This window comes from Pirellulales bacterium, assembly GCA_019636345.1.
In the GTDB taxonomy this organism is placed as follows: Bacteria; Planctomycetota; Planctomycetia; order Pirellulales; family Lacipirellulaceae.
In genome coordinates this window covers 966660-990998 of sequence record JAHBXQ010000001.1, presented here as the reverse complement: position 1 = coordinate 990998, position 24339 = coordinate 966660, and the positions used below count along the sequence as shown (strand labels likewise).

15 protein-coding genes are annotated in these 24339 nt (G+C 63.3%); 7 read left to right on the top strand and 8 right to left on the bottom strand.

Annotated elements, in window-relative coordinates:
• Positions 1 to 30 precede the first annotated feature (30 nt).
• Positions 31 to 981, top strand: coding sequence for an HNH endonuclease (locus KF688_03815; GenBank protein ID MBX3424787.1), 951 nt, complete (start codon positions 31 to 33; stop codon positions 979 to 981).
• Between the two features lie 346 nt (positions 982 to 1327).
• Here the strand turns inward: KF688_03815 and KF688_03810 are convergent, their stop codons facing one another.
• Positions 1328 to 2332 (bottom strand): hypothetical protein, encoded by a 1005-nt coding sequence (locus KF688_03810; protein ID MBX3424786.1) that lies wholly within the window; start codon positions 2330 to 2332, stop codon positions 1328 to 1330.
• Between the two features lie 28 nt (positions 2333 to 2360).
• A complete protein-coding gene (locus KF688_03805) occupies positions 2361 to 2723 on the bottom strand; it encodes a hypothetical protein (GenBank protein ID MBX3424785.1) in 363 nt (120 codons plus the stop codon).
• 536 nt (positions 2724 to 3259) lie between these two features.
• Here KF688_03805 and KF688_03800 point away from each other — a divergent pair.
• Complete coding sequence (locus KF688_03800; GenBank protein ID MBX3424784.1) at positions 3260 to 3925, top strand: hypothetical protein; 666 nt, start codon at positions 3260 to 3262, stop codon at positions 3923 to 3925.
• A gap of 270 nt (positions 3926 to 4195) precedes the next feature.
• On the opposite strand, the gene KF688_03795 is transcribed toward KF688_03800, so the two are convergent.
• The 4 genes from KF688_03795 to KF688_03780 all read right to left on the bottom strand — a co-directional run bounded on the left by KF688_03795 (position 4196) and on the right by KF688_03780 (position 12997).
• The gene (locus KF688_03795) at positions 4196 to 6076 is read right to left on the bottom strand and encodes an alpha/beta hydrolase (protein ID MBX3424783.1); all 1881 of its coding nucleotides are present in this window, start codon (positions 6074 to 6076) and stop codon (positions 4196 to 4198) included.
• A 1081-nt stretch (positions 6077 to 7157) separates the two neighbouring features.
• A complete protein-coding gene (locus KF688_03790) occupies positions 7158 to 8123 on the bottom strand; it encodes a hypothetical protein (GenBank protein MBX3424782.1) in 966 nt (321 codons plus the stop codon).
• Positions 8124 to 8431: 308 nt separating this feature from the next.
• The gene (locus KF688_03785) at positions 8432 to 10375 is read right to left on the bottom strand and encodes a hypothetical protein (protein ID MBX3424781.1); all 1944 of its coding nucleotides are present in this window, start codon (positions 10373 to 10375) and stop codon (positions 8432 to 8434) included.
• A 417-nt stretch (positions 10376 to 10792) separates the two neighbouring features.
• Positions 10793 to 12997 (bottom strand): FdhF/YdeP family oxidoreductase, encoded by a 2205-nt coding sequence (locus KF688_03780; GenBank protein MBX3424780.1) that lies wholly within the window; start codon positions 12995 to 12997, stop codon positions 10793 to 10795.
• A 370-nt stretch (positions 12998 to 13367) separates the two neighbouring features.
• On the opposite strand from KF688_03780, the gene aroA reads away from it, so the two are divergent.
• A complete protein-coding gene (gene aroA, locus KF688_03775) occupies positions 13368 to 14687 on the top strand; it encodes a 3-phosphoshikimate 1-carboxyvinyltransferase (GenBank protein MBX3424779.1) in 1320 nt (439 codons plus the stop codon).
• 59 nt (positions 14688 to 14746) lie between these two features.
• Here the strand turns inward: aroA and KF688_03770 are convergent, their stop codons facing one another.
• Positions 14747 to 14992 (bottom strand): response regulator, encoded by a 246-nt coding sequence (locus KF688_03770; protein ID MBX3424778.1) that lies wholly within the window; start codon positions 14990 to 14992, stop codon positions 14747 to 14749.
• Positions 14993 to 15452: 460 nt separating this feature from the next.
• Between KF688_03770 and KF688_03765 the strand changes: the two genes are divergently transcribed.
• The 4 genes from KF688_03765 (at position 15453) to KF688_03750 (ending at position 20544) form a co-directional block, all read left to right on the top strand.
• Positions 15453 to 16472: a hypothetical protein gene (locus KF688_03765; protein MBX3424777.1), complete on the top strand. Its 1020-nt coding sequence runs from the start codon at positions 15453 to 15455 to the stop codon at positions 16470 to 16472.
• A gap of 56 nt (positions 16473 to 16528) precedes the next feature.
• Positions 16529 to 17287, top strand: a complete 759-nt coding sequence (locus tag KF688_03760; GenBank protein ID MBX3424776.1) for an ABC transporter ATP-binding protein — start codon at positions 16529 to 16531, stop codon at positions 17285 to 17287.
• Positions 17288 to 17411: 124 nt separating this feature from the next.
• Complete coding sequence (locus KF688_03755) at positions 17412 to 19226, top strand: hypothetical protein (GenBank protein MBX3424775.1); 1815 nt, start codon at positions 17412 to 17414, stop codon at positions 19224 to 19226.
• A 193-nt stretch (positions 19227 to 19419) separates the two neighbouring features.
• Positions 19420 to 20544 (top strand): tRNA-dihydrouridine synthase, encoded by a 1125-nt coding sequence (locus KF688_03750; protein MBX3424774.1) that lies wholly within the window; start codon positions 19420 to 19422, stop codon positions 20542 to 20544.
• Here KF688_03750 and KF688_03745 read toward each other — a convergent pair.
• On the bottom strand, positions 20522 to 24316 hold the full coding sequence (locus KF688_03745) for a hypothetical protein (protein MBX3424773.1): 3795 nt from the start codon (positions 24314 to 24316) through the stop codon (positions 20522 to 20524). The two genes, KF688_03750 and KF688_03745, sit on opposite strands and share 23 nt — an antisense overlap.
• Positions 24317 to 24339 lie beyond the last annotated feature (23 nt).

Below are 24339 nucleotides of genomic sequence, written 5' to 3'. Positions count from 1 at the left end.
CCATTCTTCCCACCTAATGACATTCAGGCCATGGCAAAGCGACTACGTCCCGTGGGCAACGGCACTGAGGATTCCGGTCTCTACACAGGGCTTAAGCTTGGACTCCAATTCTCGAACGCCGTTTTGCATTTTCTATCCAAGCATCCAGAATCACGTTCAACGGACAAAGGTATCGTTCTGCCAATCAACGAAGCCCGTTGGCAAGAACTGATGAGGAAGGAATTCCCTAGGAAGACTCCCTGCAAGAAGGCATGGGCGCAAACACTTAAGTCTTATTGCAATTACTACAACCAAGGCACGCACTGTTTGGGATTTGACCTCGACAATCACCTCGACTTTGGTCAGGGGAGTCGAGAAGGCAAGCAGCGAAGGGGGAAAGCTGTTAAGGGTACGGCGAGAGTCTTACCGGGCGAGAATAGTCGCGTAACTGTAGACGCGATCATTGACCTAGTCCTTCAGAACCTTGAGCGAATCCGTCAACCGTTTTCAAATTCTTTGATGAAGTCACTGCAACCTCATTGGGATCAAGCGGAGCAAGACGGGGCATACGAAATCCTGAACGCCGAGGACTCACGAAGCTACGCACTGGCGAAGTTGGTGCGACGCCTTGGACAACAGATCTTCAGGGACAAACTGCTGGAGGCCTACGATCGCCAGTGCGCAGTTACTCGTTGCGATTGCGAATGGACATTAGAAGCCGCGCATATTTCCCCCTACAAAGGAGTTCATACCAACCACGTTTGCAATGGCATATTGCTCCGAGCAGACATCCATTCGCTGTTTGACCTCGATCTGATTGCGATCAATCCGGAGACCATGCGCCTAGAATTGGCCGCCGACCTAGAGCATTCTTGCTATGGCGAGCTTGCAGACCGAGAGGTTTGCATCCCAGCGAATGAGCAACTACAACCAAATCGTGATCTGCTGAACCGCAGATGGAAACACTTCAATGAAGTGTCAGAGTCCGTGAAGTGCAAATAGTCGCGCCGCCAAGATACTAGACAATCCCAGCCTGACGCCACCCACGCCAGCACTGAAGTGCCGTAGGTCGGATTGACGCCGCGCCGTCCATCCGACTTACGGCACTGGGAGGGAACAGGGGACAGGTCCAGATTAACACAGCGGACAGGCGTCGGCGGCTTTTCGAACATTCCCCCGCCCCGCACGGGCTGAGGAAGTGGAAGATGGAGTGGAGGAAATGGACCTGTCCCCTTTTCCACCCCGTGGCGGCGCGATAATTTGTACCCTACGCCCGAATCCTGTTCTATTGCGGAAAGCTACAACTCCTGCCAGACGAAATCACCCACTAAGATTCCTGAAGAACCCTTTATAGGTAGTCCTCGATGCGACAGTTCTTGGCGTACAAGGCGTCGAGTTGAGCGAAGATGGGATCGTCGACCGGCTCGACCGTTCGAGGCTCGAACGCGGCCGCGGGGAGCTTCATCAGCGGATGGTCAATCTCGGGCGTTTGCAAGCCTGCTTCAGCTCGCAACTTGTAAATCGCCCCGATTTCCCACGGCGCGAGACTGATGAGCGGATGAGAAAATGGCAGGAGAAGATCGAGATTATGTGAATTATCGATGTTGCGAGCGTGATAATCCGCAATGTTCCTCAGCGCGTCGGCGAAACGTTCTCCTTCGTCCTCCCAGCAGTCGACGATCTCTTGGTACGGCCCGAGGGTCAATCGCTCCACTTCGTCGTACAATTCGAACGGCGGGCCGAAACGCGGGCCGCCGAACAGATGCGTCACGAAGCGATCGAAGTGGCCGTCGGAGCGTACGAAGCCGTCGGGCTCGACGTTGCGCCATTTGGAGACTTCCCCTCCGCTGATCGATTCGTACATCGTCACACCTGGAATGCTCGCGACCAAGCCCCAGAACGACCGCAGCTCCTCAAACCAATCGGCAAGGTCCAGTACGTAACTGTAGCACAGCAGAGAGGTCAATATGTCGACCTCTGTCATCAGGCGCAACGCGTGTTCGCAAGTTCTCAACGCGCGCAGGCGAGCGCCGAGGGACATCTTCACGAACCAATAGGCGTACTTCGCCCCCAGATCAAGCTGCTTCCAGCCAGCAGCGTCTTGTTGTCCATTGACGACAAAACTGCCGCAGGTGGCGTGATACCGTCCTAGGATCCTTGTATTGGTCGAGGACATTTTGGCATTGGCGAAATCGCCAACAGCGCACTTCGCGCTGAGATCCTCATTCAGTTTCCCAATGTAAGCGGCGTATTCGTCGAAGGCAGCGTCCTCGTCCCCTTGCTTAACGCAGGTGTCGCGTTGCCTGCGCAATTCCTTGTCGATCAGGGTTTGGGACGATCTCGGCTTCTTCACAGTGTTTTATCCCCTTGCGACGCTAGCGTCACTTCCAAGGTCCGATGGTCACGCTCTCGGTCGATAAATTGACGTTCACGCGATTGCCGCTGATGTTACTAAAGCCGTTGCGATCGAGTTCTTTAAGTATATCTTTCGCTCGCGTTTGGGCCGCCGCCGGATAATTCCCGTCAACGTTCGCTGCCGTTTCGAGTCGTGACCGGAGAAACTTCTCCATGTCATACTGGCTGCGCGTTAGCTTCTTGAAGTTACCGGTGACGGACGCCTTGACCTCGAAGACAGCATAGCTGCCGTCGTCCAGCTTGGCGATGACGTCGACGCCGTGGCCGCTCGCATTCTGGATCGCCACGTAGTCTTTGTACCCGGCGTCATCGAGCAACTTCTTGAACAAGACTTCGCCTGATCGCCGACCCAATTGGAGCCTTTGGCCAGTTTCTCCGCTTTCGTCAACTTACGCACGTCAGCGAACAGGTCCAGCCGCTTGGCCGCTTCTTCGACGGCACGTTTGTCGAGCGCCGATCCACCAACCAACTCGAGACCGAATTTCCCCTTCAGGTAACGAACGAAATTGGCGGGGGAGGGTAAAGGGGGCAGGTCCAGATTAACACAGCGGACAGGCGTCGGCGGCTTTTCGAACATTCCCCCGCCCCGCACGGGCTGAGGAAGTGGAAGATGGAGTGGAGGAAATGGACCTGTCCCCTTTTCGTCCCGGGATGCAGCGGGACAACTACGCGTGTACGACGGCGCCGCCCGTCCTCCTGGTAAGGATTATTGGATCGGATTGGAAGTAAAATCCGGATCATCGCCGTATAATGGCACGCAGCGGGCGTTCGACTCGGCCTTGAACGCGAGCGGCCCTGCGACTGCGAGTGGAGTTGGGCAGAGTTCCGGCATTCAAGTTCGCCGCGCGTTGGAGATTCGACGACCATGAGCACCATGAGAAAGGAAATCGAGGCGTGCTTATGCGCTAATCTGGAGAGCGGCTTGGATCCGTTCCTTGCCGACAATGGATTCATGCGCCGAAAGAACTCGCTGATCTACTCCCGTAAACTTCCTGAGGTAGTTCAACGGATAACAGTTCACGTCGAAATTCATCCGAAGGATCACCCTAACGCTGCTGCGGTGATCTATCCATTCTTGGGAGTGAGCATGGATACCGTGAATGCGCTCGTGAAAGAAATGACCGGTGGCGATGAGGCTTTGGGTGGCGCTGCCGACACTACGTTACAGCAACCCATTGAGTTCACGTCGGCAAAAGCGGCGCGCGCCCGATGGCCCTTTTACCAGCCGGATTCGGTACCCGGCGTCGTTGACGAATTGAAGTCGTTTCTCGAACAGTACACTCTTCCTGTCCTGGACGTTTATTCGACTCCCGCCGGTATTTGCGAGGAGTATGAGCGAGCGCATCCTTCCGGTCACCTGCGTGTGGACGATGAACGGGTTACGACAAGCAATATTCACGTCGCCGCTGCGATGGTGCTATGCGGCCGGATCGCGGACGCCACAGGGGTTTTGGAGCGCCACTATGGGCGACGGACCGGCACGCGGAAGCGATATCAGCGAGTATTTGATTACTTGGCCGCGAAAGAATGAATCTGCGGCCAATCATGATGCCGGTGAAGGCGCCTCGGAAGACGTGTTCACGATGTTTTCTCTCTTACTTGCGTCCGCGGCAAGCCCACCGTCATGCGTCGTCTTCCGAAGAGTGTGGGGAGGGAAAAGGGGACAGGTCCAGATTAACACAGCGGACAGGCGTCGGCGGCTTTTCGAACATTCCCCCGCCCCGCACGGGCTGAGGAAGTGGAAGATGGAGTGGAGGAAATGGACCTGTCCCCTTTTCTTCCCCCCAGAACTCGTCCGATCTCAATTCATAGCCAACGACCAGAATGGCAATGGTGAGCTGCTATCTGTTTCCCTTCGGGTACCAGGGCGATCGTCGGGTGGGCTGTCGTGCCGAATTAGGCAAAACAGGTCAGTCAGAATCCGCCCGGCCTCAGCGTAGTATCCATGCCCTAGCAGTTCTGAAATTCGGAAATCTTCTGCAAGCATGGTATCGACTCCTTCTACCCGAAGAATCGGCGGGGCGAGACCGAGGCGGGGGAAGTCATGGATCTTCTCAGATAGATGAAGTGCTAGATCCCCTCGGGACACGTAGGATGTCAGTCGCCTGGGCAGGTGTTTGATCGCTGTGAGTGCCTGCTTGAATCGATCTACATCAATGTCGGCTGCAGCGAAAATCAACTGACCGAGCTTGCCTGGAATGTCCTTGCGTGCCGCAAGCTTCTCAAGCAGATGGACCGCCAAGCGATTCCCCATGCTGTGCGCCAGAATGTGCAATGGCATATCAGGATACGCACCGAGCAATTCGAGTACAAACTGCTGGCAGTATTCATCGCATGTCTCGATTGACGCTTCGTCCTTGAAATAGCCATCCGTCGCTGCGGCCGACGGCCAGCTGAAAAAGAATGTTGCGCCGTTAATCTTCAGGTCGACGCCAATCTGAGCGGCTCGTTTAGCCGCGTCCGCAAATGAGCAGTTGTAGCCGTGAATGTACAGCAAATTGTGCTTTTCGCTGGCATAATCAAATCTGCGAATGAGATGTCCTGCAAATAGAATAAGTTCATCCCTCGACAAAGCCTGCGTGCCGACCAAACGCAATTTGTTGGTCTTTGAGCGATCAAGGAATCCTAGCCAAGTTCTTCCAACAGACCCGAACTTGTGCGTAGCTGGTACTTCAACGAGGCACGACCCTCGATGGAGTTGGTAGCCGCGTTCATTTCGGAAACCCATGGACTGGTTGTCTTCATCAACGGGTTTGCGGTTTGTGCCGTAGAATACCGTGTACTGCCGCGGTTCTTGTATCGGCGGTTCGCTGCGAGGACGCAATTTCTCCAGGATTGATCCTGGTCGCATCGGTTTCCAGTTCCTCGAAGGGCGCCTCGCAACCCCAGCAGTCCCAAACAATGAAGCCCAACGCTCGTCTGCTTCGACCAATTCAACGCCGAACAGCCTCGCAGCAGCCGCAGCCCCGTCAATTGAATGCGATTCCGTGTCGGCAAAACTGACAATCAGTCTAAGAGGCTTTCTTACGGCATCGGCAAGTTGCTGAACGCGTTCTTTGAGTTCACGTGCATGACCTTTGCCACGTTCATCGGGCTGGACGAAAAACTCATCTACATCGAGGGTACTGCCGCGGACGACGCAGAACGCCCACGCCAAGTATTCATCTCGATCAACGTCATAGATGTCGATGCAGTGAACGCCGGACGCCGCGTTGACTCCCCACTTCCATCCCCTTACTGCAATGCCACTTTGAATTGTGTTGGGAACGAATAACCCCAGTCCAACGGTATCCCAAGCACTAATGACGCAGCGATTCCAGTCCTGTTCAGGAAGCTCCCCCCATCCCCGGCGCCCCCAGTCAGCGCCCCATGAATTGGGAAATACGAAGCGCTGTGCGTCGATATTGAATTCCACAATGGGAACGGCGTGGGAATCTATGAATTCTGGATGGGTCGGAAGTGCTGGAAGAATGCCATCCGGGGGATCGTACCAATCGGAAGTGATTTCGCATGCAAATCGGATCTCTCGCTCCCAACGGAGTAACGAAATAGCCTCTTGAGGAGTTGTAACCCTGTAATAGCAAAGCCTTCTGAATCCACGCGCTTCTTTCCACGCCTCGTTGGAGATGTCTTCATAGCGAGCTTCATGAGCGCACAGAGACGTAGGGACGTTCCCCTGCATGCGTTCGGCTCGCCAGTGCGAAATGCCCCAAATGCCGCTGACGCTATTTGGGTCACGGTGCTCAAGAATATGAGCGGCTCGGTATGGCAAGCAGCTGAATCGCTCGTAGGGGTCTTTTAGCCTGTTAGCGCCGGCACGAACTGTAAGTTGGACGTTCCGCATACGAGAACGCGGAGTCTCGCCCAACGGACACTGCCACAAGTACTGCAGCTGCAACTTTTGTTTAATAAGGGATTTATTCACTCGTGCGTCGCCTTTCTCAACCAACCTCAGCGATTCCCCCAACTTCATTGTATCGCCGGGGTCCCACTGGCGTGCCGCCAGTGGGACCCCGGTGCAACGTCAATGGGCACTTCACTCTGGCGACATGCCTGTAGCACCCATGAAAAGTCGGCGGTCAACCCCTTCGGTCATGTCTTGTCGAGGACATTGTCGCGACCGGACAAAGTACGTTCAAGCATCTGTGTAGAGATCGCTCCGCACCGGGAACGTCTTCAAGAAGCCGTCTTCCCAGGACGCAGCCACTCGCTCGAACACTTGTTCTCTCCGGAGCCTTTGACCGGAGAAGGCTTGCCCCCCTAACGATGAGCGGACGGCGCTGCCGCCGGTGAGGTTCCGTCAATGCCTAGAGAACAACGAATAGGAAACCGTCTTGATAGCGCCCCTTTCAAGCCGCTCGCCACGCGAGGTTTTGACAGAAGCGGGGTTGCTCTATCGTCGGTTTTCTTGACGCCAAGGCGCGACTTTCGGAGAAAGTCGCCCACGTTTTATTGAGGACGTCCGCTACGTCGGCTCCCGTTCCACGCGGACCACGACGCATTTGAACGCCGGGGATTTGCTTTGGGGGTCGACGCGGCGGCTGACCAGGATGTTGGCCTCGGGGTGATACATGGCTGCGTTGCCCGCGGCAGACCGCAGAAGAACGGTTAGGCCTGAGGCATTCCGTGGGACGCAGGCAGAAATGGACCTGTCCCCTTTTCCAGTCCGGGGACTCAGCGCCGCTGCGCCGAGCGACTTCCTAAGAGCCAGGCCCTCTCACAGCAGGGAACGCTGTGAGAGGGCCTGGGCTAATGACAAGAACTTACTTGCGGCGACGGCCGATGAGCAAGCTCCCCATGCTGAGGCCCAAGAGGGTCAGCCCGGCGGGCTCGGGAACAAACGGGGTCACGTCGGCAAAGGTCTCGCCCCAACGCAATTCATCGAAGCGGCCGGGTACGTGTCCGCCGCCCGAGAATGTGAAGTTGGCGAGACCGCCATGGTGCGTGATGAACAGATCGGAGTTCGGAGCGCTGACCACGGCGGCAGGGGTCCAATCACCCTCAACCGAGCTGGTGGGATCGAGAAACACTGAAACCACGTCCGGCAGGGCCGGATCGAACTCGAACTTCATCACGATCAAGTGAACGCCTGCCAGACTGGCCAAGGTGTGAGCGCCCCCGTCGAGTTCAGCAAAATTGGAACCACTGGGAGTCGTTACCGCCAACCTCAAATTGTTAACGCCGGCGAAAGAGTTCACAAACAGATCGACGGCCAGGAACGTGTCGCCCAATCCGCCGTTCCACCATTCCACGCCGCGCTTGCCGAAGTTAGCGGGGTCGTCGGCGCCTTGATTGCCGAAGTCAACGAGAAAGCTTTGGTAAATGGTCTGCGGATCGCGACCGCCACCCAGGCCGCCTGCGATTTCACGGCCGCTACGACCAAACGAACAGCAGCTGAACTGAACTGAGTCCGTCACAGCGCTGCCGCCACGAGGAAAGAACGGGTATTCTAGCGTATTGCCGTTCACTGCTTGGGAATCGCCGCCCGATTGAATCCAGCCACCGGCATAGAACGCCGTTGGTCCCGTGGCAGGGTTCTGGCCGCCAAGCACATTGACGCCGGTGTTATCATCGCCCGCTAAATAATCGGCTGGACCACCATCGGTCGCAAACGGATCGTAAACAAACAGCGCTGCATTGGCAGTCGCGGCATACTGCGCGACGCCCAAGAGCGCGGCCACGGCCAAGCTCAACGAGCGCAGCCCTTTGGAAAAATGTAGTCTGGACATTAGACAAGACCTCCCATCAAAAGTGGAACAACAACAGAACTTACACAAGTCGCAGACGCTAATTGTGCCCGCACGTTAGTGCGTCATTTTGTTCTGCAAAAGGGACGCGAGCGGCTTGAAAGGGCGGGCCAGTACGGCTTCCTCGTCGTTGTTCTCGAAGCCATGAACAGAACTTACGCATGTCCCGCCAGATCGAATCTACCGAACTTGACGCCGTTGTCCAGCTTCTCGCCGCCACGGCTTCGACGGAATGAGCGCCGCGCGATCAATTCGTAGTCGTCGAATTGACGGCGGATCGGCAATCCGACCTACGGCACTGAACGGATCGCCGAATCCTCGTTGCGGATTTGTTCGCTGAGCTCACGGATTTGCGTCCACCGGGCGTGAGGGTCGCGGCAGAAGCTCATGGTGCGCTGGTAGTGCGTTTCCGCCTCGCTGACATACTGCGGCGCGATGCACAAATAGATCAGAAACACCCACGCTGCTGCGTCGAGGCACGATTTCCCCAGCGCGCGGGAAAGCGCTCCCCAGCGAGGCCGCGCGCTGCGGAACCCATCCGTCCACGAGGTTTCGCCATGACGCCGGGCCGTCAACCAGATCATCCATGCCCCGCTCACGACAAGCGACAGCAAGACGCCGACGTAGGGCCCGCGGTATGCGAACCATTGAACGGCGGCCCACGACCAGGAGCCGGCGTTCAGATTCATTGCTAAACGCAGTGCCTCGGCATCCACGCCGTTAAGACTCTTGGCAGGCAGCCGCAGTACAGGGGAACCGTCTGCTGCTCCTGCCCCCGTCCCTTCGACAAGCGGCCAAAGAGGGACGAGGACGACAACGCCGACCGTTGTCGTCAACAGCGCGGCCCCCCACCAACGCAATTGACGTCGACGCAAGAGAATTGCCGCGAACCAAGCCGCCGCTCCAAGAACGGCAAGAGCGATGACCCCGAGTCCCGCGACGACGGCTCGCGACTGCATGTCGCGGCTGATGAATTCCGCCGGGGCCATGCCTAGCACGACAAACGAGCCGCCGCAGCCTGCCAGCCACGCGGCGGTGCGACGAATTGCGCCAAGTCTTTCCGCAGGCTCTCCGTTCCGAGCAATGCGAGCTGCAATTGCCAGCAGAAGCGCTCCGGCTAGCAGCAGCATCGCCGACAAAGCGATCGTTGCCTGGCAACCGATCGACAGCAGCAAGAGCAGTCGATTGTCGGGCGCCGCTTGATTCTTGTGATCCAATTCGCGCAGTGCGGCACGCAGCGCCGCCGCCTCGATCTGGAGCGACCTGTCTCGCTCGCGGACTTGCTCGAGCTCGGCGAGCGGGATCGCACGTCGGTCGGCAGACGCAATTTGTTCAACGGCATTCACGCTGGCCGATCGAAGGTCGGAAAACGTCGCCAGGACATTCAGGGCGGACGTTTCCGGGGGCGCTATCGCCTGATCGAACAAGCGAAGACACTGCAAGTGAATCGCGAGCGCCAGCGCCGAATCGCCGACTTGCGATGCGCCGTCTGCTCGGGCTTGTTGCCAGCGCCACAGATTGAGGAACAACGCGGACTGCCGGAAGGCGATGAGCCGCCCCGCCGCAGCGTTGCTCTGATCGATCTTGTCGATGTCGCTATGGCGGAGGAATTCCGCAACGGCGGGATACCCCTGTTCGCCAACCGCAAGAAACTCGCGATTCTGGGCGCTTAGAAACCGGTCCGCTCCGAGAGCAAACTTGTGTTCGTCGTCGACCGTGAGAACCAACCGCTCGTCGCCGCCCGACGAGGTCCAGTCATACTTGGCGGATTCTTCCCAGAGGACCAGCGCGGCCAGATAGTCATACAGGGCGTTCTCGCCGTCATGGGCAGCGCAGTCGTCGAGCACGGCGAGCCAGTTCGTCGTGCGCGGTTCAAAACGCCCTCCACTTTGCAGGTCGTCCATCCCCTCGAAAAGGAGCATGGCGCGCATGCGCCGCCACTGAGGGTCGTGGGAGCCGAGTTGGGTTGCCGTCGCTGCGAGTTCCAAGCACTTGCTTCGCGTCGCGCTGCGAAATTGAGCGTTCTGTTGCGAGATCGCCTGGAACTCCAGAGTCACGCCGAACTGCGGCATTGCTGCGCCAATGTTCGTGGCGCCATAATCTGCGCCAAAATCAGCGAGGCGCACATGATCGCCCATGAACTGGGGGCTAGGAGAATCGAGCATCCATGCCGCCCCCATGTTGAGGGGAGCCGAGTCAGGATTGTGCTGGACAATGCGCTCGGCCTCAGACATCCAATAGCGAGCTTGCTCGCTCGGCTCACGCCCAGTGACTGGCGTCGCCGTCAATCCCGTCCAGGCAAACAAGGCGTTGCGCCACTGATCTGATACGACGCTCCAACCGCATTCGGCTTGCGTGACGACAATCGCCGCGCGCACCATCATTGCTATGACGGCGAAGGCCAGGCATCGAGCGAATTTCCGACGCCCGATGCCTTGAATGCGACGGGATGTCGTATTGGCAGGGGCGCTTTGCATGACGAGGCCTTGCCAGGACTGGTGATTTTGAGGGATTGAAGCGAAGGGTTCATTCCCATTGATTGCGGGCAGCAGAGGGAGCTTACCGCAGAAGTCGGGGATTCGCGAGCGGCCGGTTGTCGACGTTACGGAGGGGCAGGACGCAGGTCGCCCCCGTTTGTCGGAGAACGTCCGCTACGTCGGTTCCCGTTCCACGCGGACCACGACGCATTTGAACGCCGGGGTTTTGCTTTGGGGGTCGACGCGACGGCTGACCAGGACGTTGGCCTCGGGGTAGTACATGGCCGCGTTGCCCGGGCGGATGTCGGGGTAGGGGACGACGCACATCCCCGGCATGCTGCCGGCCGGGCCGTGGACGGCGACGGTCGCAGCGCCGGCGAGGCCGAGCCGCGCGAGGTCGTCGGGGTGGATCAGGATGACGTCGCGGCGGTCGACGCCGCGGTAGAGGTCGTAGTCCTCGTAGACGACCGTGTTGAACTGGCCTTCGCTGCGGATCGTCATCAGCCGCAGCTCGCCCTGGCCGGCGCCGGCCAGGGGGGGGAGCTTGTGGACGTGCAGGTTGGCCCGGCCGTCGGGCGTGGGGAACCGCGGTTCGTGGAACGTGCGGCCTTCGATCTGGAACTCTTGTTTCGTGCGGTCGATCGCGGCGATTTGTTCGAACCCCGGAATGATCGCCGCGATCGCCGTGCGGATGCTGGCCGTGTCGCGCATGGCGCGCCAGTCGACGGCTTGCAGTTCGGGGGTCGGGCGGGCGGCGGCGACGCGCTGGGCAAGCGCGGCGACGACGGCCACTTCGCTGCGCGGCCCCGCGTGCCGGCGGGGACCGCCGTCGCTGAGGCGGACGAAGTTGAACATCGACTCTTGCGTGGTCGGCTGCGGCTCCTCGTCCCGGGCGAGGACCGGCAAGACGATCGTTTCGCGGGCCAGTGCGTGGGCGTGCCCCGTGTTGAGGGTCGTGCTGAGAGAGACGAGCATGTCGAGCCGCTCGAGGGCTCGTTTGGCGAACGCGGCGTCGGGGTTCGAGCCGTAGAGGTTGCCGCCGAGACAGAAGCCGAACTTGAGCGAGCCGTCGGCGGCGCCCTCGATGCAGGCCATGGTGTCGCGTCCCGGGGCGGTCGGCAGCGTGACGCCGTAGCGGGCCTGGAGCCGCTCGAGCACGGCGTCCTTGAGCTGCGGCGTGACGCCGACCGAGCCGATGCCCTGGACGTTCGAATGGCCGCGGATGGGCATGAGCCCGGCGCCCGGTTTGCCGACCATGCCGCGGAGCAGGGCCAGATTGCAGATCGCCTGCACGTTTTCGACGCCGTGGGCGTGATGGGTGATTCCCATCGTCCAACTGAACACGGCCGAGCGGCAGCGGGCATAGGCGGCGGCGAGCGCGTCGATTTGCTCGCGGGGGACGCCGCTGATCGCGACGATCTCGTCCCACGACGCGGCGGCGAGAGTCGCCTGGAGCTCGGGCCAGCCGTTGCAGGACGCGGCGAGAAAGTTCTCGTCGTGGGCGCCGATCTCGACGATGCGCTTGGCAACGCCGGTGAGCAGCGCCAGGTCGCCGCCGATGTGGGGCTGGACGTACTGCGTGGCGATCTTGGTTCCCCACAGCAGGCTGCGCCAGTCGCTGGGGACGCTAAACCGGACCAAGCCCGTTTCGCGCACGGGGTTGACGACCACGACCTCGCCGCCGCGGCGACGGAGGTTCTTGAGCGTCGTCATCAGCCGCGGGTGGTTGCTGGCCGGGTTGCCGCCGATGACGAACACGAGGTCGGCTTGGTCGAGATCTTCGAGCGTGATCGTGGCCGTGCCGCTGCCGGTGACGCTGGCCAACCCCACGCCGCTGGCCTGATGGCAGTAGTAGCTGCAGTTGTTGACGTTGTTCGTGCCGTACAGCCGGGCGAACACCTGGAGCAGGAACCCGGCTTCGTTGCTGCTGCGGCCGCTGAAGTACCAGAAGGTTTGCTCGGGCGCGAGCTCGGCGAGCTTCGCGACGATCCGCGCGAGCGCCTCGTCCCAGCCGATCGGTTGATAGCGGCGCAGGTCGGGGGTGTAGAGGAGGGGCTGGGCGAGGCGGCCGGAGGATTCGAGTTCGCGGGGGGAGAGTCGCTGCAGGTCGGCCGCGCCGTAGCGTCCCCAGAACTCGGGGGGGATGGCGCCCTGCATGTCGGCGACCATGGCTTGGAGCGACTTTTTGCAGACCTCGGGGAAGTGGCCCGCCTCGTTGACCATGCCGCCGCGCTGGCCTCCCATGCCCAGGGCGCAGGTCTTGCAGGCGTTCTTGGTGCGCATCGCCTTCCACAGCTTCCACACGCCGCCCGCCTCGCGCCCTTTTCGAAGCGTGTAGAGCAGGGCGGGCCACCCGCCGCCAGAGTTGACTTTTCGCATGGCAAGAACGGCGCAAAACGAGCAAGGGGACCGAGACGCGGACTCGCCGCGGCAGGCGAGCGCCCCATGATAGCCTGCCGCGGTCTTGCGACCGATGGCGCAGGCCCGCGCATTTCGAGGCGCGATCGGCGGCGGCGCCGGGTCATGATGCCATTGCCAAATTGATGGGCGCCTGGGGTCGCAGCGCAGCGGAGCCCCCAGGAAATCCGCTGGGGGCTCACTTCGTTCGACCCCAGGCGCCCTTGCAAGGGCGCCAGTGGGGTCACGACACGGCGCCGGGCGCCCTCGAACTCTCGCCGTCAGCAGTTACACTGGTCGGTTCCGCGTTTGCCGCGGGGATCCGCTCCCTCCGTACGCCGCTTCGCCGACCATGTTCGCTGCGATCGAAATCACGCCTGTCGCCGGACCGCTGGACGCCCGCGTTCGCCCGCCGGGGTCGAAGAGCATCACCAACCGGGCGCTGCCGTGCGCGGCGCTGGCCGCGGGGACTAGCACGCTCGTCGGGGCGCTTGACAGCGAAGACACGCGGGTGATGATCGCGGCCTTGCGGCAGTTGGGGTGCGCGATCAAGGTCGACGAGGCCGGGCGACGACTTGTCGTCCCCGGCTGGGGGGGGCCTCCGCCGGGCGGCACGCAGGCCTTTCTGAACGTCGCCAATAGCGGCACGACGATGAGGTTTCTCGCCGCCGTGGTCGCAACTGCCGCTGGGGGCGAGTTCCATCTCGACGGAATCGCGCGGATGCGCGAGCGACCCATCGGCGACTTGGTCGACGCGCTGGAACAGCTCGGGGCGAAGATCGTTTGCCGCGGCCCCGGCGGATGTCCGCCCGTGACGGTCCTTGCCGCAGGACTGCGCGGCGGGACGGCGCGGATTCGGGGCGCGATTTCGAGCCAGTTTCTCAGCGGGCTGCTGATGGCGGCGCCGGTGGCCGACGCGCCGGTGCGGATCGAAGTGGCGGGCGAACTGGTCAGCAAGCCGTATGTCGCGATGACGCTGCGGGTGATGGAGTCGTTCGGCGTGCGCGCCGCGGCGACCGGCGACTTTGCCGCGATTGATGTTCCGGCCCCGCAGAAGTACGCGGCCTGCGAGTACGCGATCGAACCGGACGCGTCGGCGGCGAGTTACTACTTCGCCGCCGCGGCCGCGGCGGGGGGGACGGTCGTCGTCGAGGGGCTGTCGCGCGACAGCCTGCAGGGAGACGTGGCCCTGTGCGACTGCCTGGAACAGATGGGCTGCCGCGTCGAGTACCGCGCGGACTCGATCGCCGTGACGCGCGCGCCGGACGCAGTCCTCCGCGGCATCGACGTCGACATGAACGCGATCAGCGACACGGTGCAAACGCTGGCGGTCATCGCGGCGTTTGCCGAGGGGCCGACGACGATCCGCAACGTCGGCCACATTCGCCACAAGGAAACCGACCGCATCGCCGCCGTGGCGTGCGAACTGCGGAAGCTGGGGGCCGCGGTCGACGAATCGGCCGACGGGCTGGTCGTCCGTCCGCGGCCGCTGCACGGGGCGACGATCGCCACGTACAACGACCACCGGATGGCGATGAGCTTCGCGGCGGCGGGCCTGCGCGTGCCCGGAGTCGTCATCAACGACCCCGGTTGCACGGCGAAGACCTACCCGGAATTTTTCGCGGATTTCGCGAAGGCGACGGGGAGCGAGTTTCGGGAATCCCGCTTGTGACCCGCGCTAAGCCGCAGGCATAGTGGGATCGCTTGAAACGCCAGGGGGCGACTCGGCGGCTAGTACCGCGAGCCGATTTGGCCGAGGCCAATGCCGCTGCGCGTGGCGGCTTCGATAAGTTGCTCGGCCCGGTCCAACAGCGACGAGCCCGACTCCATCGGCTCGAGCGCCGAGGACGGATCGCACGCGGTGAACGTGGCGTTACAGTGTTGGCAGACGACCTGCTTGCCGAGGTATTTCACGCGGACTTGCAGTTTTCGCCCGCAGGTTGGGCATTCTTGGGCATAGTACGTCGAGTGCGACATGAACGACCTCCTAGCCTTGCCCCGTTTGGAATCCGAATTTCCGCCGCTTGAACCAACAGGGTAGCCAGCCGGGCTCGATTTGACAAACAATTTCTTGCGATCGGGGCTTGATGGGCAGTTTGCAACCCTTTGTCTTTTAAGACGTTACGGAATTTGACCGACCCGGACGATTTGCCCGGAGGATTGTCGAAGGGCCGTCGTTTCGAGGACCCGCAAACCACCAATCTGGTTCGACATTTCCGCCGGCGGGCGGCAAAAATCGCGGCTTTCCGCGGGGCGGCTCCGCAAGCGCGAGAGATTCTGCCGCGAAAAACAGTCGCCGATCGCAACTTTCTCACCTAAACTGGGTTAGGCGATTGGGGGCTCGGCGCACGGCTTGCGCGAGCCGCACGCCGAGCGTCGCGAAGGGCGGGGGGACGCTCCGACCAGCTCAAGGGGGGCGAGGGAAGGAGTCACGCGGATGGGCAATCGCATCTTTGTCGCGGCGGTGATCATCCTGTGGGCCGGCAGCATGTCGTGGCTGGTGGTCGACAAGGTGCTGCCGTCGTACTACGGCGGCCCGCCGCCGGCGACCCGGGGCTTTGAGCAGGGCATCCCGGTGGGCTGGGACGTGGAATGGGGGGGCCGCCCGGTCGGGTTCGCTTGCAGCATTCGCAAACCCGGGGCCGCAGGGACCTCGGAGATTCGCAATCGGGTCGTCATGCACGACCTGCCGCTGGCCGAGTTGGCGCCGGCTTGGATGCGGACCGTGGTGGGCAACATCGGCGACCTGCGATTCGACGCGGCCACTCGGCTCGAATTCGACTCGCTGGGCAACTTCGCCTCGTTCAACAGCCACATCAAAATCAACGACATTCCCGACGTGCTTGTGATGTCGGGACGCATGGACGGGGCCTTTTTGGTTCTGAACATTCGTTCGGGCGAGCTCAAGTACCCGGCGAACATCCCCATCGAGAACAACTCGGCCCTCAGCGAGGCGCTGTTTCCTGACGCGAACTTGCCCTACATGTACGTCGGGCGCAAGTGGTACGAGGATCTCTACCACCCGTTCCGGTCTCCCAGCGAGCCGGTCGAGACGATCGAGGTCGAGGTCGTTTCCGAGGAAACGGTCAACCACCTCGACGAAATCGTACGGGTGTTTCGCGTCGAGTATCGCGGCGAAGCGAGCCCCGGCATCCCCGAGGAGGCCCGCCTGCAGGCGATCGCCTGGGTCGAGCCGCAGTCGGGCGACGTCATCCGTCAGGACGTCATCGTCGGTCGCTCGCGGCTGAAGTTTACGCGAGTCGATCAGAAGAAAGCCGAAGGGTACGCCGAGCAATTGATGGAACAGTCGCGGTACCGCTCGAGTCGCGAGCACGACGCCCCGAATGAGCCGATTCACCGGGGGTTCGTCGGCGAGGGGAGGCGGGAGGCATGGCGATACCCGCTCAAGCCGCCGACGGTCGAGGAGCTTCGCGCCGCGCGGCCGAAATACGATTGACCCCAGTCGGGCAACGAGGCGGCGACTTGCTTTCCGCGCATCGGCCCTTCCCCCCATTGAAAACTCTCGTCGGCGGTGGTCTGTTCAGCAGCATGTTGCAGTTCGACCACGTCTCTCGCAGCTACGGCGCTCGGCTGGCCGTCGACGACCTGACTCTCGATCTTGGGCGCGGGGAGTTGTTCGCCCTGCTGGGCCACAACGGCGCCGGCAAGACGACCACGATCAAAATGCTGGTCGGTCTGCTGCGGCCCAGCCGCGGTCGCATTGCCGTGGGAGGCTACGACGCGGCCGCCCATCCCCGCGAGGTCAGCCGGCTGGTCGGCTACGTCCCGGACCAGCCGTTTCTGTATGACAAGCTCTCGGGGCGCGAGTTCCTGCGGTTCGTCGCCGACATGTACGGGCTCAGTTCCGCGTCGGCGGCGGCGGCCGTCAAGCGGGAAATCGAGCGGTTCGATCTCGCGGAGTTCGCCGATCGACTCACCGAGAGCTACTCCCACGGCATGCGGCAGCGAACCGTCTTTGCGGCGGCGCTGATCCACGAGCCGGAGGTGCTGGTGGTCGACGAACCGATGGTGGGTCTCGACCCGCAAAGCATCAAGCTGGTGAAGGACCTGCTGCAAAGTTACGCCGGCGAAGGCCGCACGGTGCTGATGTCGACCCACACGCTCGACGTCGCCGAGCAGATCGCCGACCGCGTGGGGGTGATGAAGAACGGCAAGCTGGTGTTCGACGGCAACGTCGCCCAATTGCGCGAAGTGGTCCAGGGAACAAGCGGTTCGCTGGAGTCGATGTACCTGGCGCTCATGGAGACGTAGCGCGGCGGAAGCCGCGTGACCCGGAGCCAAAGCTCACGGTCCGTGAATTCGCCTGCGGCCGACGGCTCCGCCTGCATCCCGACGTCTTCCTGCCAAGACAACCTTGCACCTCGCTCCGCTTTCCATGACCGACGACGTTCAGCCGCAACCTGAAGCGAGATTTCCGGTCGTCGGCGACCTGCCGTCGCACGAGCGCGAGGGGCAAATCTTCTGGCGGCTGCGGTGGCGGTTGTGCACGTCGCATCTGCGGCGGCTGGCGGCCGAGGCCCGGTTGCGAACCTCGCTGGTGGTAGGGCTGAGCCTGTTCTTTTGGTTCGGCCTGTTCGCGCTGTTCTACGGCGGCTTCGAGTTCGTCGTAAAACAGGTCGATCCTCCCGGGGCGCCGTACCACGCCAAGACGATGGAGTTCGTCTTCTCGCTGTTTTTTTTGTCGCTGTTGGTGATGCTCGTCTTTTCGGCGGGGATCATCGTCTACGGCGGATTGTATCCGTCGAAGGAAACCGAATTTTTGCTGACGTTGCCGACGCGCGACGAGCGGCTTGTCGACTATCGCTTTCAGGAGGCGCTGTTCTTCAGCAACTGGGGTTTCTTCCTGCTCGCCAGCCCGATGATGCTGGCGTACGGGGCGGTCGTCCATGCGCCGTGGTATTACTTCGCCTATTTGCCGTTTTTGCTGGGGGCGTTCGCGTACATCCCCTGCGCCTTGGGAACGCTGTTTTGCCTGGTGCTGATCGATCGGCTGCCGCGGTTGCGGCGGATCGTGCTGGGGGCGGCGGCGCTGTTCGTGATCGCGACGGCGTACCGATCGATTTGGCGAACGCTTGAGATGACCGACCTGGAGGCGCTGGGGCGATCCTGGTTCACCGAGACCTTTCACCGGTTCCGATTCACCCGCGACCAATGGCTCCCCAGCACGTGGCTGAGCCACGCGCTGATCGACGCCGCCCGCCGGTCGAACAACAACCCGCGCGACCTCCCGTGGTTCGACAGCGGCAAATACCTGATCGTGCTGGTCTCGAACGCGCTGCTGTTGCACGTGCTGGTCGGCGCCGCGGGAAAGCGGATGTTCCGCCGCAGTTACTGGGGGCTGCAGTCCCGGCAGGCCCGGAAGCCGAAAGTCGCCTGGGGGTGGATCGATCGGCTGGCCGAGACGGTGCTGTGGGTCTTTCCGCATCCGATGCGAGTGCTGATGATCAAGGACCTGCGGCACTTCCGCCGCGACCCCGTCCAGTGGTCGCAGTTCCTGATCTTCTTCGGGCTGCTCTTGCTGTATTTCGCCAACGTCGATCGCTTCCGGCAGCATCGCTCGAACCCCGACGTTTTGACGTGGGTCAACATCGTCAGCTTCCTGAATCTGGCGGTCGTGGGCCTGATTCTGTCGACTTTCACGACGCGGTTCATCTACCCGCTGGTGAGCCTCGAAGGGCGGCGGTTCTGGATCCTCAGCCGCCTGCCGGTGAAACGCGACACGATTCTGTACAGCAAGTTTCTGTTCGCCGCGGGGGGCTCGTGGATCACCTGCAGCGGGCTGGTGCTGGTGAGCGACCTGATGCTGGCGGTCAGTTGGCTGATCGTCGGTCTGCACCAGCTTATCTGCCTGTTGCTGTGCATCGGTTTGTCCGGCATGGCCGTGGGGCTGGGGGCGATCATGCCGAACTTTCGCGAACAGTCCCCCTCGAAGATCGCCGCCGGGTTCGGCGGGACGCTCAATCTCGTCCTGAGCGCCATCTATATCCTGCTGGTCGTGCTGCTGACCGCCTTGCCGTGCCATTTCTACATGTTCGCCGAGCGGACCGATCTGCCCCCCTGGCCGATCCATCGCGGCAACATGCAATGGTGGCTCATCGCGGGGGTGGCCAGCTCGACGGCTCTGGCCGCGATCGTCACGATCGTGCCTTTGCACCACGGTCTGAAATCGTTTCGCAAGGTCGAAGTCTGACGGCAAGCAGCAGGTAGTGATACCATTTGCCAAATTGATGAGTGGCTGGGGTCGAACGAAGTGAGCCCCCAGCGAATTCCCTGGGGGCTCCGCTGCGCTGCGACCCCAGCCATCCTTCCAAGGGCGCACACGGTATCACTGCCAAGCAGCGGCGGCCGTTGACCGTTGCGGCCCGGCGACGACAATAGGAACGATGAGCCCCGCGCCGCTGAAACCTCTTGCCATCGGGCCGCTTGTGCTCGATTTTCCCGTCGTCCAGGCGGCGCTGTCGGGGTACAGCGACTTGCCGATGCGGGTGATCGCCCGGCGGCTGGGGGCGCCGTACACGCTGTGCGAGGTGATGCTCGACTACTTCGTGCTGCAGGTGCGCGAGCGCCGCAAGACGAGCCACCTGATGGTCGTCGCCGACGAGGAGCACCCGGTGGCGGGGCAGCTGATGGGCGCCGAGCCCGAGCAATTCGGTCCGGCGGCGCGGCGGCTCGTCGAGAAAGGGTTCGACGTGATTGACGTCAACTTCGGTTGCCCCGTGAAAAAGGTGCTCGGGCGCTGCCGGGGGGGCTTTCACCTCAGCCAGCCCGACGTGGCCCTGGAGATCGTCAGCCGCGTCCGCGACGCGGTCCCGCCGCACGTGCCGGTCACGGTGAAAATGCGCCGCGGCATCGACGATTCGCCGGAGAGCCGCGACAACTTCTTCCGAATTTTCGACGGCGCGTACGAGCGCGGCGCCGCGGCGATCACCGTCCACGGTCGCACCGTGCTGCAACGATACGACGGGCCGGCGCGGTGGGAGTTTCTGCGCGAGTTGAAACGCCACGCCGGCGAGCGCACCGTGCTGGGGAGCGGCGATCTGTTCGACGCTCAGGCGTGTCTCGACATGATTCGCATCACGGGGGTCGACGGCGTGACCGCCGCCCGCGGCGCGATCGGCAACCCGTGGATCTTCGCCCAAGCACGGGCCCTGGCGGCGGGGCTGCCGCTGCCCGAGCCGCCCACGCTGCACCAACAGCGGGACGTGATCGCCGAGCATTATCGCCTGTCCGAGGAGACGTACGGCGTCGAACGATGCGTGCCGACGATGCGCAAGTTCGGCATCAAGTACGCTCAGCTTCACCCGCGGCACGCCGAGGTGCGAGCCGCCTTCGCCGCGGTGAAGCGCCCCGGGGCGTGGCGCGAGGTGCTCGACGCGTGGTACGGCGTCGACGGTCCCGGAGTCCATCCGATCGTCGAAGAACCGAATCCGGCCCTCTCAGCGACCTCCCCCGCGGCCGGCGGGGCCGACGGAGCGCACGCGCTCGCTACCGCCACAGCCGAGGCGTGATCTCTTTGACCCGCTCGGCAATTTTGCGGCGGCGCGGTTCCGGGGGGGCGTTGGCGCCGTCCGCGGCGGGTTGTCCTTGGTCCGCGATGCGAACGTCGTCGGTCGGCTGCAGTGCAGCAGGCGCCGTCGCGGGGACATAAGCCAGCAGATGCCGCGGCCAATAGGAGTCGAGCATCCGCCGGCAATCGGCGATCTTTCCCTCGTCGAGCGCAAGCTTCGCGGCGAAGAACCGCTTGGCCAGATCGATCCGCTGCGAGTTGCTGAACCGTACGTCGAACAGTTCGACGTCGTCGATCCACGCCTCGCCAGGGCCGGCGAGATGAAACTGCACCCGCACCGGCGCGCGGTCGAGCGGCAAGTCGTCGACGGTCAACTCGCACGACGCCCACTCGTCGCCGGTCGATTGGACCAGCACCGGCTCGTAGCGCCGCAACCACTGGCCGGCCACCTGATACTCGAACGCGGCGTACAGCTTCGTCTGCGGATGGAAATTCAGGCTGCGGACCTGAGCGGTCAGCGACAATTGCCCTGTCTCCGGCGCAGCGAACGACGGCGACTGCGCCGCGACGCCGATCGCGTCGGCGCCGACCAAGTGGAGCGACCCCGCGCCGGTGCGAGTCCGGGAGCGATCGAGCGAAACGTTCCCCTGCTGACCGACGCGCACCTCCCAATCCGCAACCGCGCCGTCGACCGACGCCTTCTCGAACCCGCCGTTGGCGAGGACTTGGTACTGGCGCTGTTGGGCCAGTCCGCTCATCCGCGACTCAACCTCGGCCAGCCGGCGCCGCAACGTATGCTGCGCAAGCGGATCGGCCGGGATCGACAGCATGCCGACCCGCACTTGGGGCGACTCCCACCGACAGGCGACGACGCCGTACGCGGGGGCATCCACCGTCCAGGTCGAGTCCCCCGCAGGAAGAGTCCCTGCGGCTTGCGCGTCGCCGGGGCCGCTGGAGTCAATCAGGTCGAGCCGGCGCCAAGCCGTCGGCTGGGGGGCGACCACAGGGGCGCTCACGCGGGTCGACCAGGGAGAGTCGTTCACCACCAACACGGTGATCGCTCCGTCGTGCCGGTAGACGCGCATCGTGACGGGCTGCTTGCGTTCGAGCCGCACCTCGCTGCCCACGGCGGGCAAGCCGCGCACGGCGGACAAGGCCGCCGCGAGAGTCGGTTCGCTCCCCCGCGGCCAGACGCGACCGCCGCAGAACACGGCGCGGCAATCGCGCCGCGCCAAGGCGAGCGCCAGCGGGGCGCGAGCCCGAGCCCCCAGCGGAACCGCCGGCCCGTGGACGACGAGCTCGCCCTCTGCGGGCTCGCCGAGTTTCAGGCGAACCGACGGCAGCGGTTGCGATTGGGGCACGTAGACGAGCGCTTCGCCCGTGCCCGCGGCGCCGGCCAAGGCGTCCTCGATTTCGGAAGCCGCGGCCAGGAATTCGTCGAGCGACGAGGAAGGCAAATCGTTCCCCGCGGGCAAGCGTTGGGGGCGCAGCAGCACGGCGCCCTCGATCTCGGCAAGGGCGCGCAGTTCAATCCCTGCCTCGTCGGCGGCCGCGAGCAGCGAGCACTTGCCGGCCAGCGCGCTCCGCAGTCGCTGCTGCGCCGCCGGCCCCGACAGGGCGTCTTCGAGGCATAGGTACGCCCGCACCCCATGGACGCCGGGGGGCGCCTCGGCGACCAGCGATCGGTAGAACGACGCCACCTGCCGATTGCGCCAATTCGTCCAGGCGGAGCGTTGCGGCCCGAGGAGCCAAGCCGACCGGTCCTTGGCATGCGCATTCGCCGCGGCGGGAAGTTCGAGTTGCATCTCGCGCGCAAACCGCGCGACGGTCGCTTCGTCGTGCCCCCACTCCAGCCCCGGCAACACGCCGTAGCCGTCGCCGACCAGTTGCAGGGCGACGCCGCCGAACGATGCGCGTCCCGCGCCGCGGCGGGCAATTTCGCCGACGGCGTCACGCACCGCTTGCTGCACCATCGGGTCGAGCAGATTGTAGACGGGCGGCTTGCCAAGTTCGGCGACGCTTCCCGCGGGCGGCAGGCAGACGACGCTCGCCCCGGCGCCAGTCGGGTCGCGACGACGCAACTCCTCCGCCTGCGGCAGCACGCCGTCAAGTCGCACCGCGGGGATGAGGGCGAGCCCCTCGCGGTCGAAGACGCGCAGGAGCAGTTCGAGCACGTCCTTGCGAATCGGGTCGGCCCCGCCGCCGCAATCGAGCCCGGCGTCGAACGCCGTGGCCCCCCCGGAGAGTTCGACCGGCGCCAAGCTGGCGCCCTCGGCACTGATCGCAATCACTGCGGCGTTGTACCCCGCGGCGCGGATCGATTGGGCCATTCGCTGCGCCGCTTCCAGGTAGGTCGCCCAGGTCTCGCCGAGACGGCCCGACTCGGGGTCGCGTGCCCGATCGACGCCCCACGCATCGACAAACCCCGGGTCAGCAAAGTACGCGGCGACGACGCGCTCGTTGGCGGGTCCGTTTGCCCCGGACGAGGTCGGCGCCGGTTCGACGCCTCGCCTCATCAGTCGCACGGCGCCCAGTTGCAGCGGATCCTCGGGCGACTTGTTCGCCAGCAGCAAGTACGGCGACTTTGTCCGTGGCCAGAACTCGACGCGATGAGTCGTGAAGTCGGCCTCGGGAAGCCCCAGCGGTTCAGCCGTGAAGGCTCCCGAGTCGCGCCCTGTCGACGTGAGCCGTCCCGCTTCGTCGACCTCGATAATGCTGATCGCCAGCGACTGCCGAAGCGCGGAGGGCAATTCCAACTCGATCGCGTGGGGCAGGCCCGGTCGATCGACTTTCAGCGCTACGGCGAGCCACGTCGGCTCGGCGTCCGGCGCCGAGGGGGCCAGTTCCAGCAAATCGCCTGTGGCGACGGACTTCACCGAGGGGCGCCCGTGGGCGTCGAGCACGACCGCTCCGACCCGCGGCAAACCGATGCCGCGGACCCAGGTGGGAAGTCGCTGCGACCAAGTCGGGTTCGCCAGATCGATCGCCGCCTGCTCGACCCACTGATTGGTCAACCGAGGCAGGCGCGCTTGCGGATCGACGACTGCAAATTCCACGTCGCGACCGGCCAGCGGCGGCCGCTTGCGGAACGGATTGACGCGACTGGCGAGGTTCGGCGGCTGCTCGATCGAAAGCCGGACTCGGTACGCCCCTTCGTGCAACGGGGCCGGCACGGCGATCCGCAGCGGCTCGCCCCGTTTGACTTCCTGACTGGACTCCCAAATCGTCTCGCCCCCGCGGCTGGGAACGATGCGGGCGAAGAGCATGGCGCCGGCGGGAATCGTCGCCGTCCGCGGCGTGACGTCGAGTTGCAGTTCCTCGCTCGGCCACAGCACGAGCGACTCGCGCGGCGTCTCGACATGAAGCACATCGCCGGGGGCCCGTTTGACGATCAGTTCGCCCCCGCCGGGGAGCGGCTTCTTGCAGCCGGCAAGAGCCTCGCCGAGCGTGATTTCAACCGGCGCAACTGGTTCATCGGCCGAGGCGCGGAGATTGACGACCAGTTTCATCTGCTGCCCGGCTCGCACCGTCGCTTCGCAGGCGTCGCGGCGACGGGGAACGAGCGGGTCGATCGCCAAGGCGCCCGCTTCCAGCCGCACGGCCACGGCCTCGTCAGGAGCCGAGCCCAGCGGGAGCGCCGACTCGAAGGCGCCGTCCTCGATCCGCACGTCGCCGCGCCACAATTGCGGCTCGGCCCCGCTGGACCAAGCCAGCCGGAGACGAACCGTCTCGGTCGACGCGCCTGAGTCGGCAAGTGCCGTCGCCGTCGGCACGAAGACGGCTGCCGCGGCGCAGA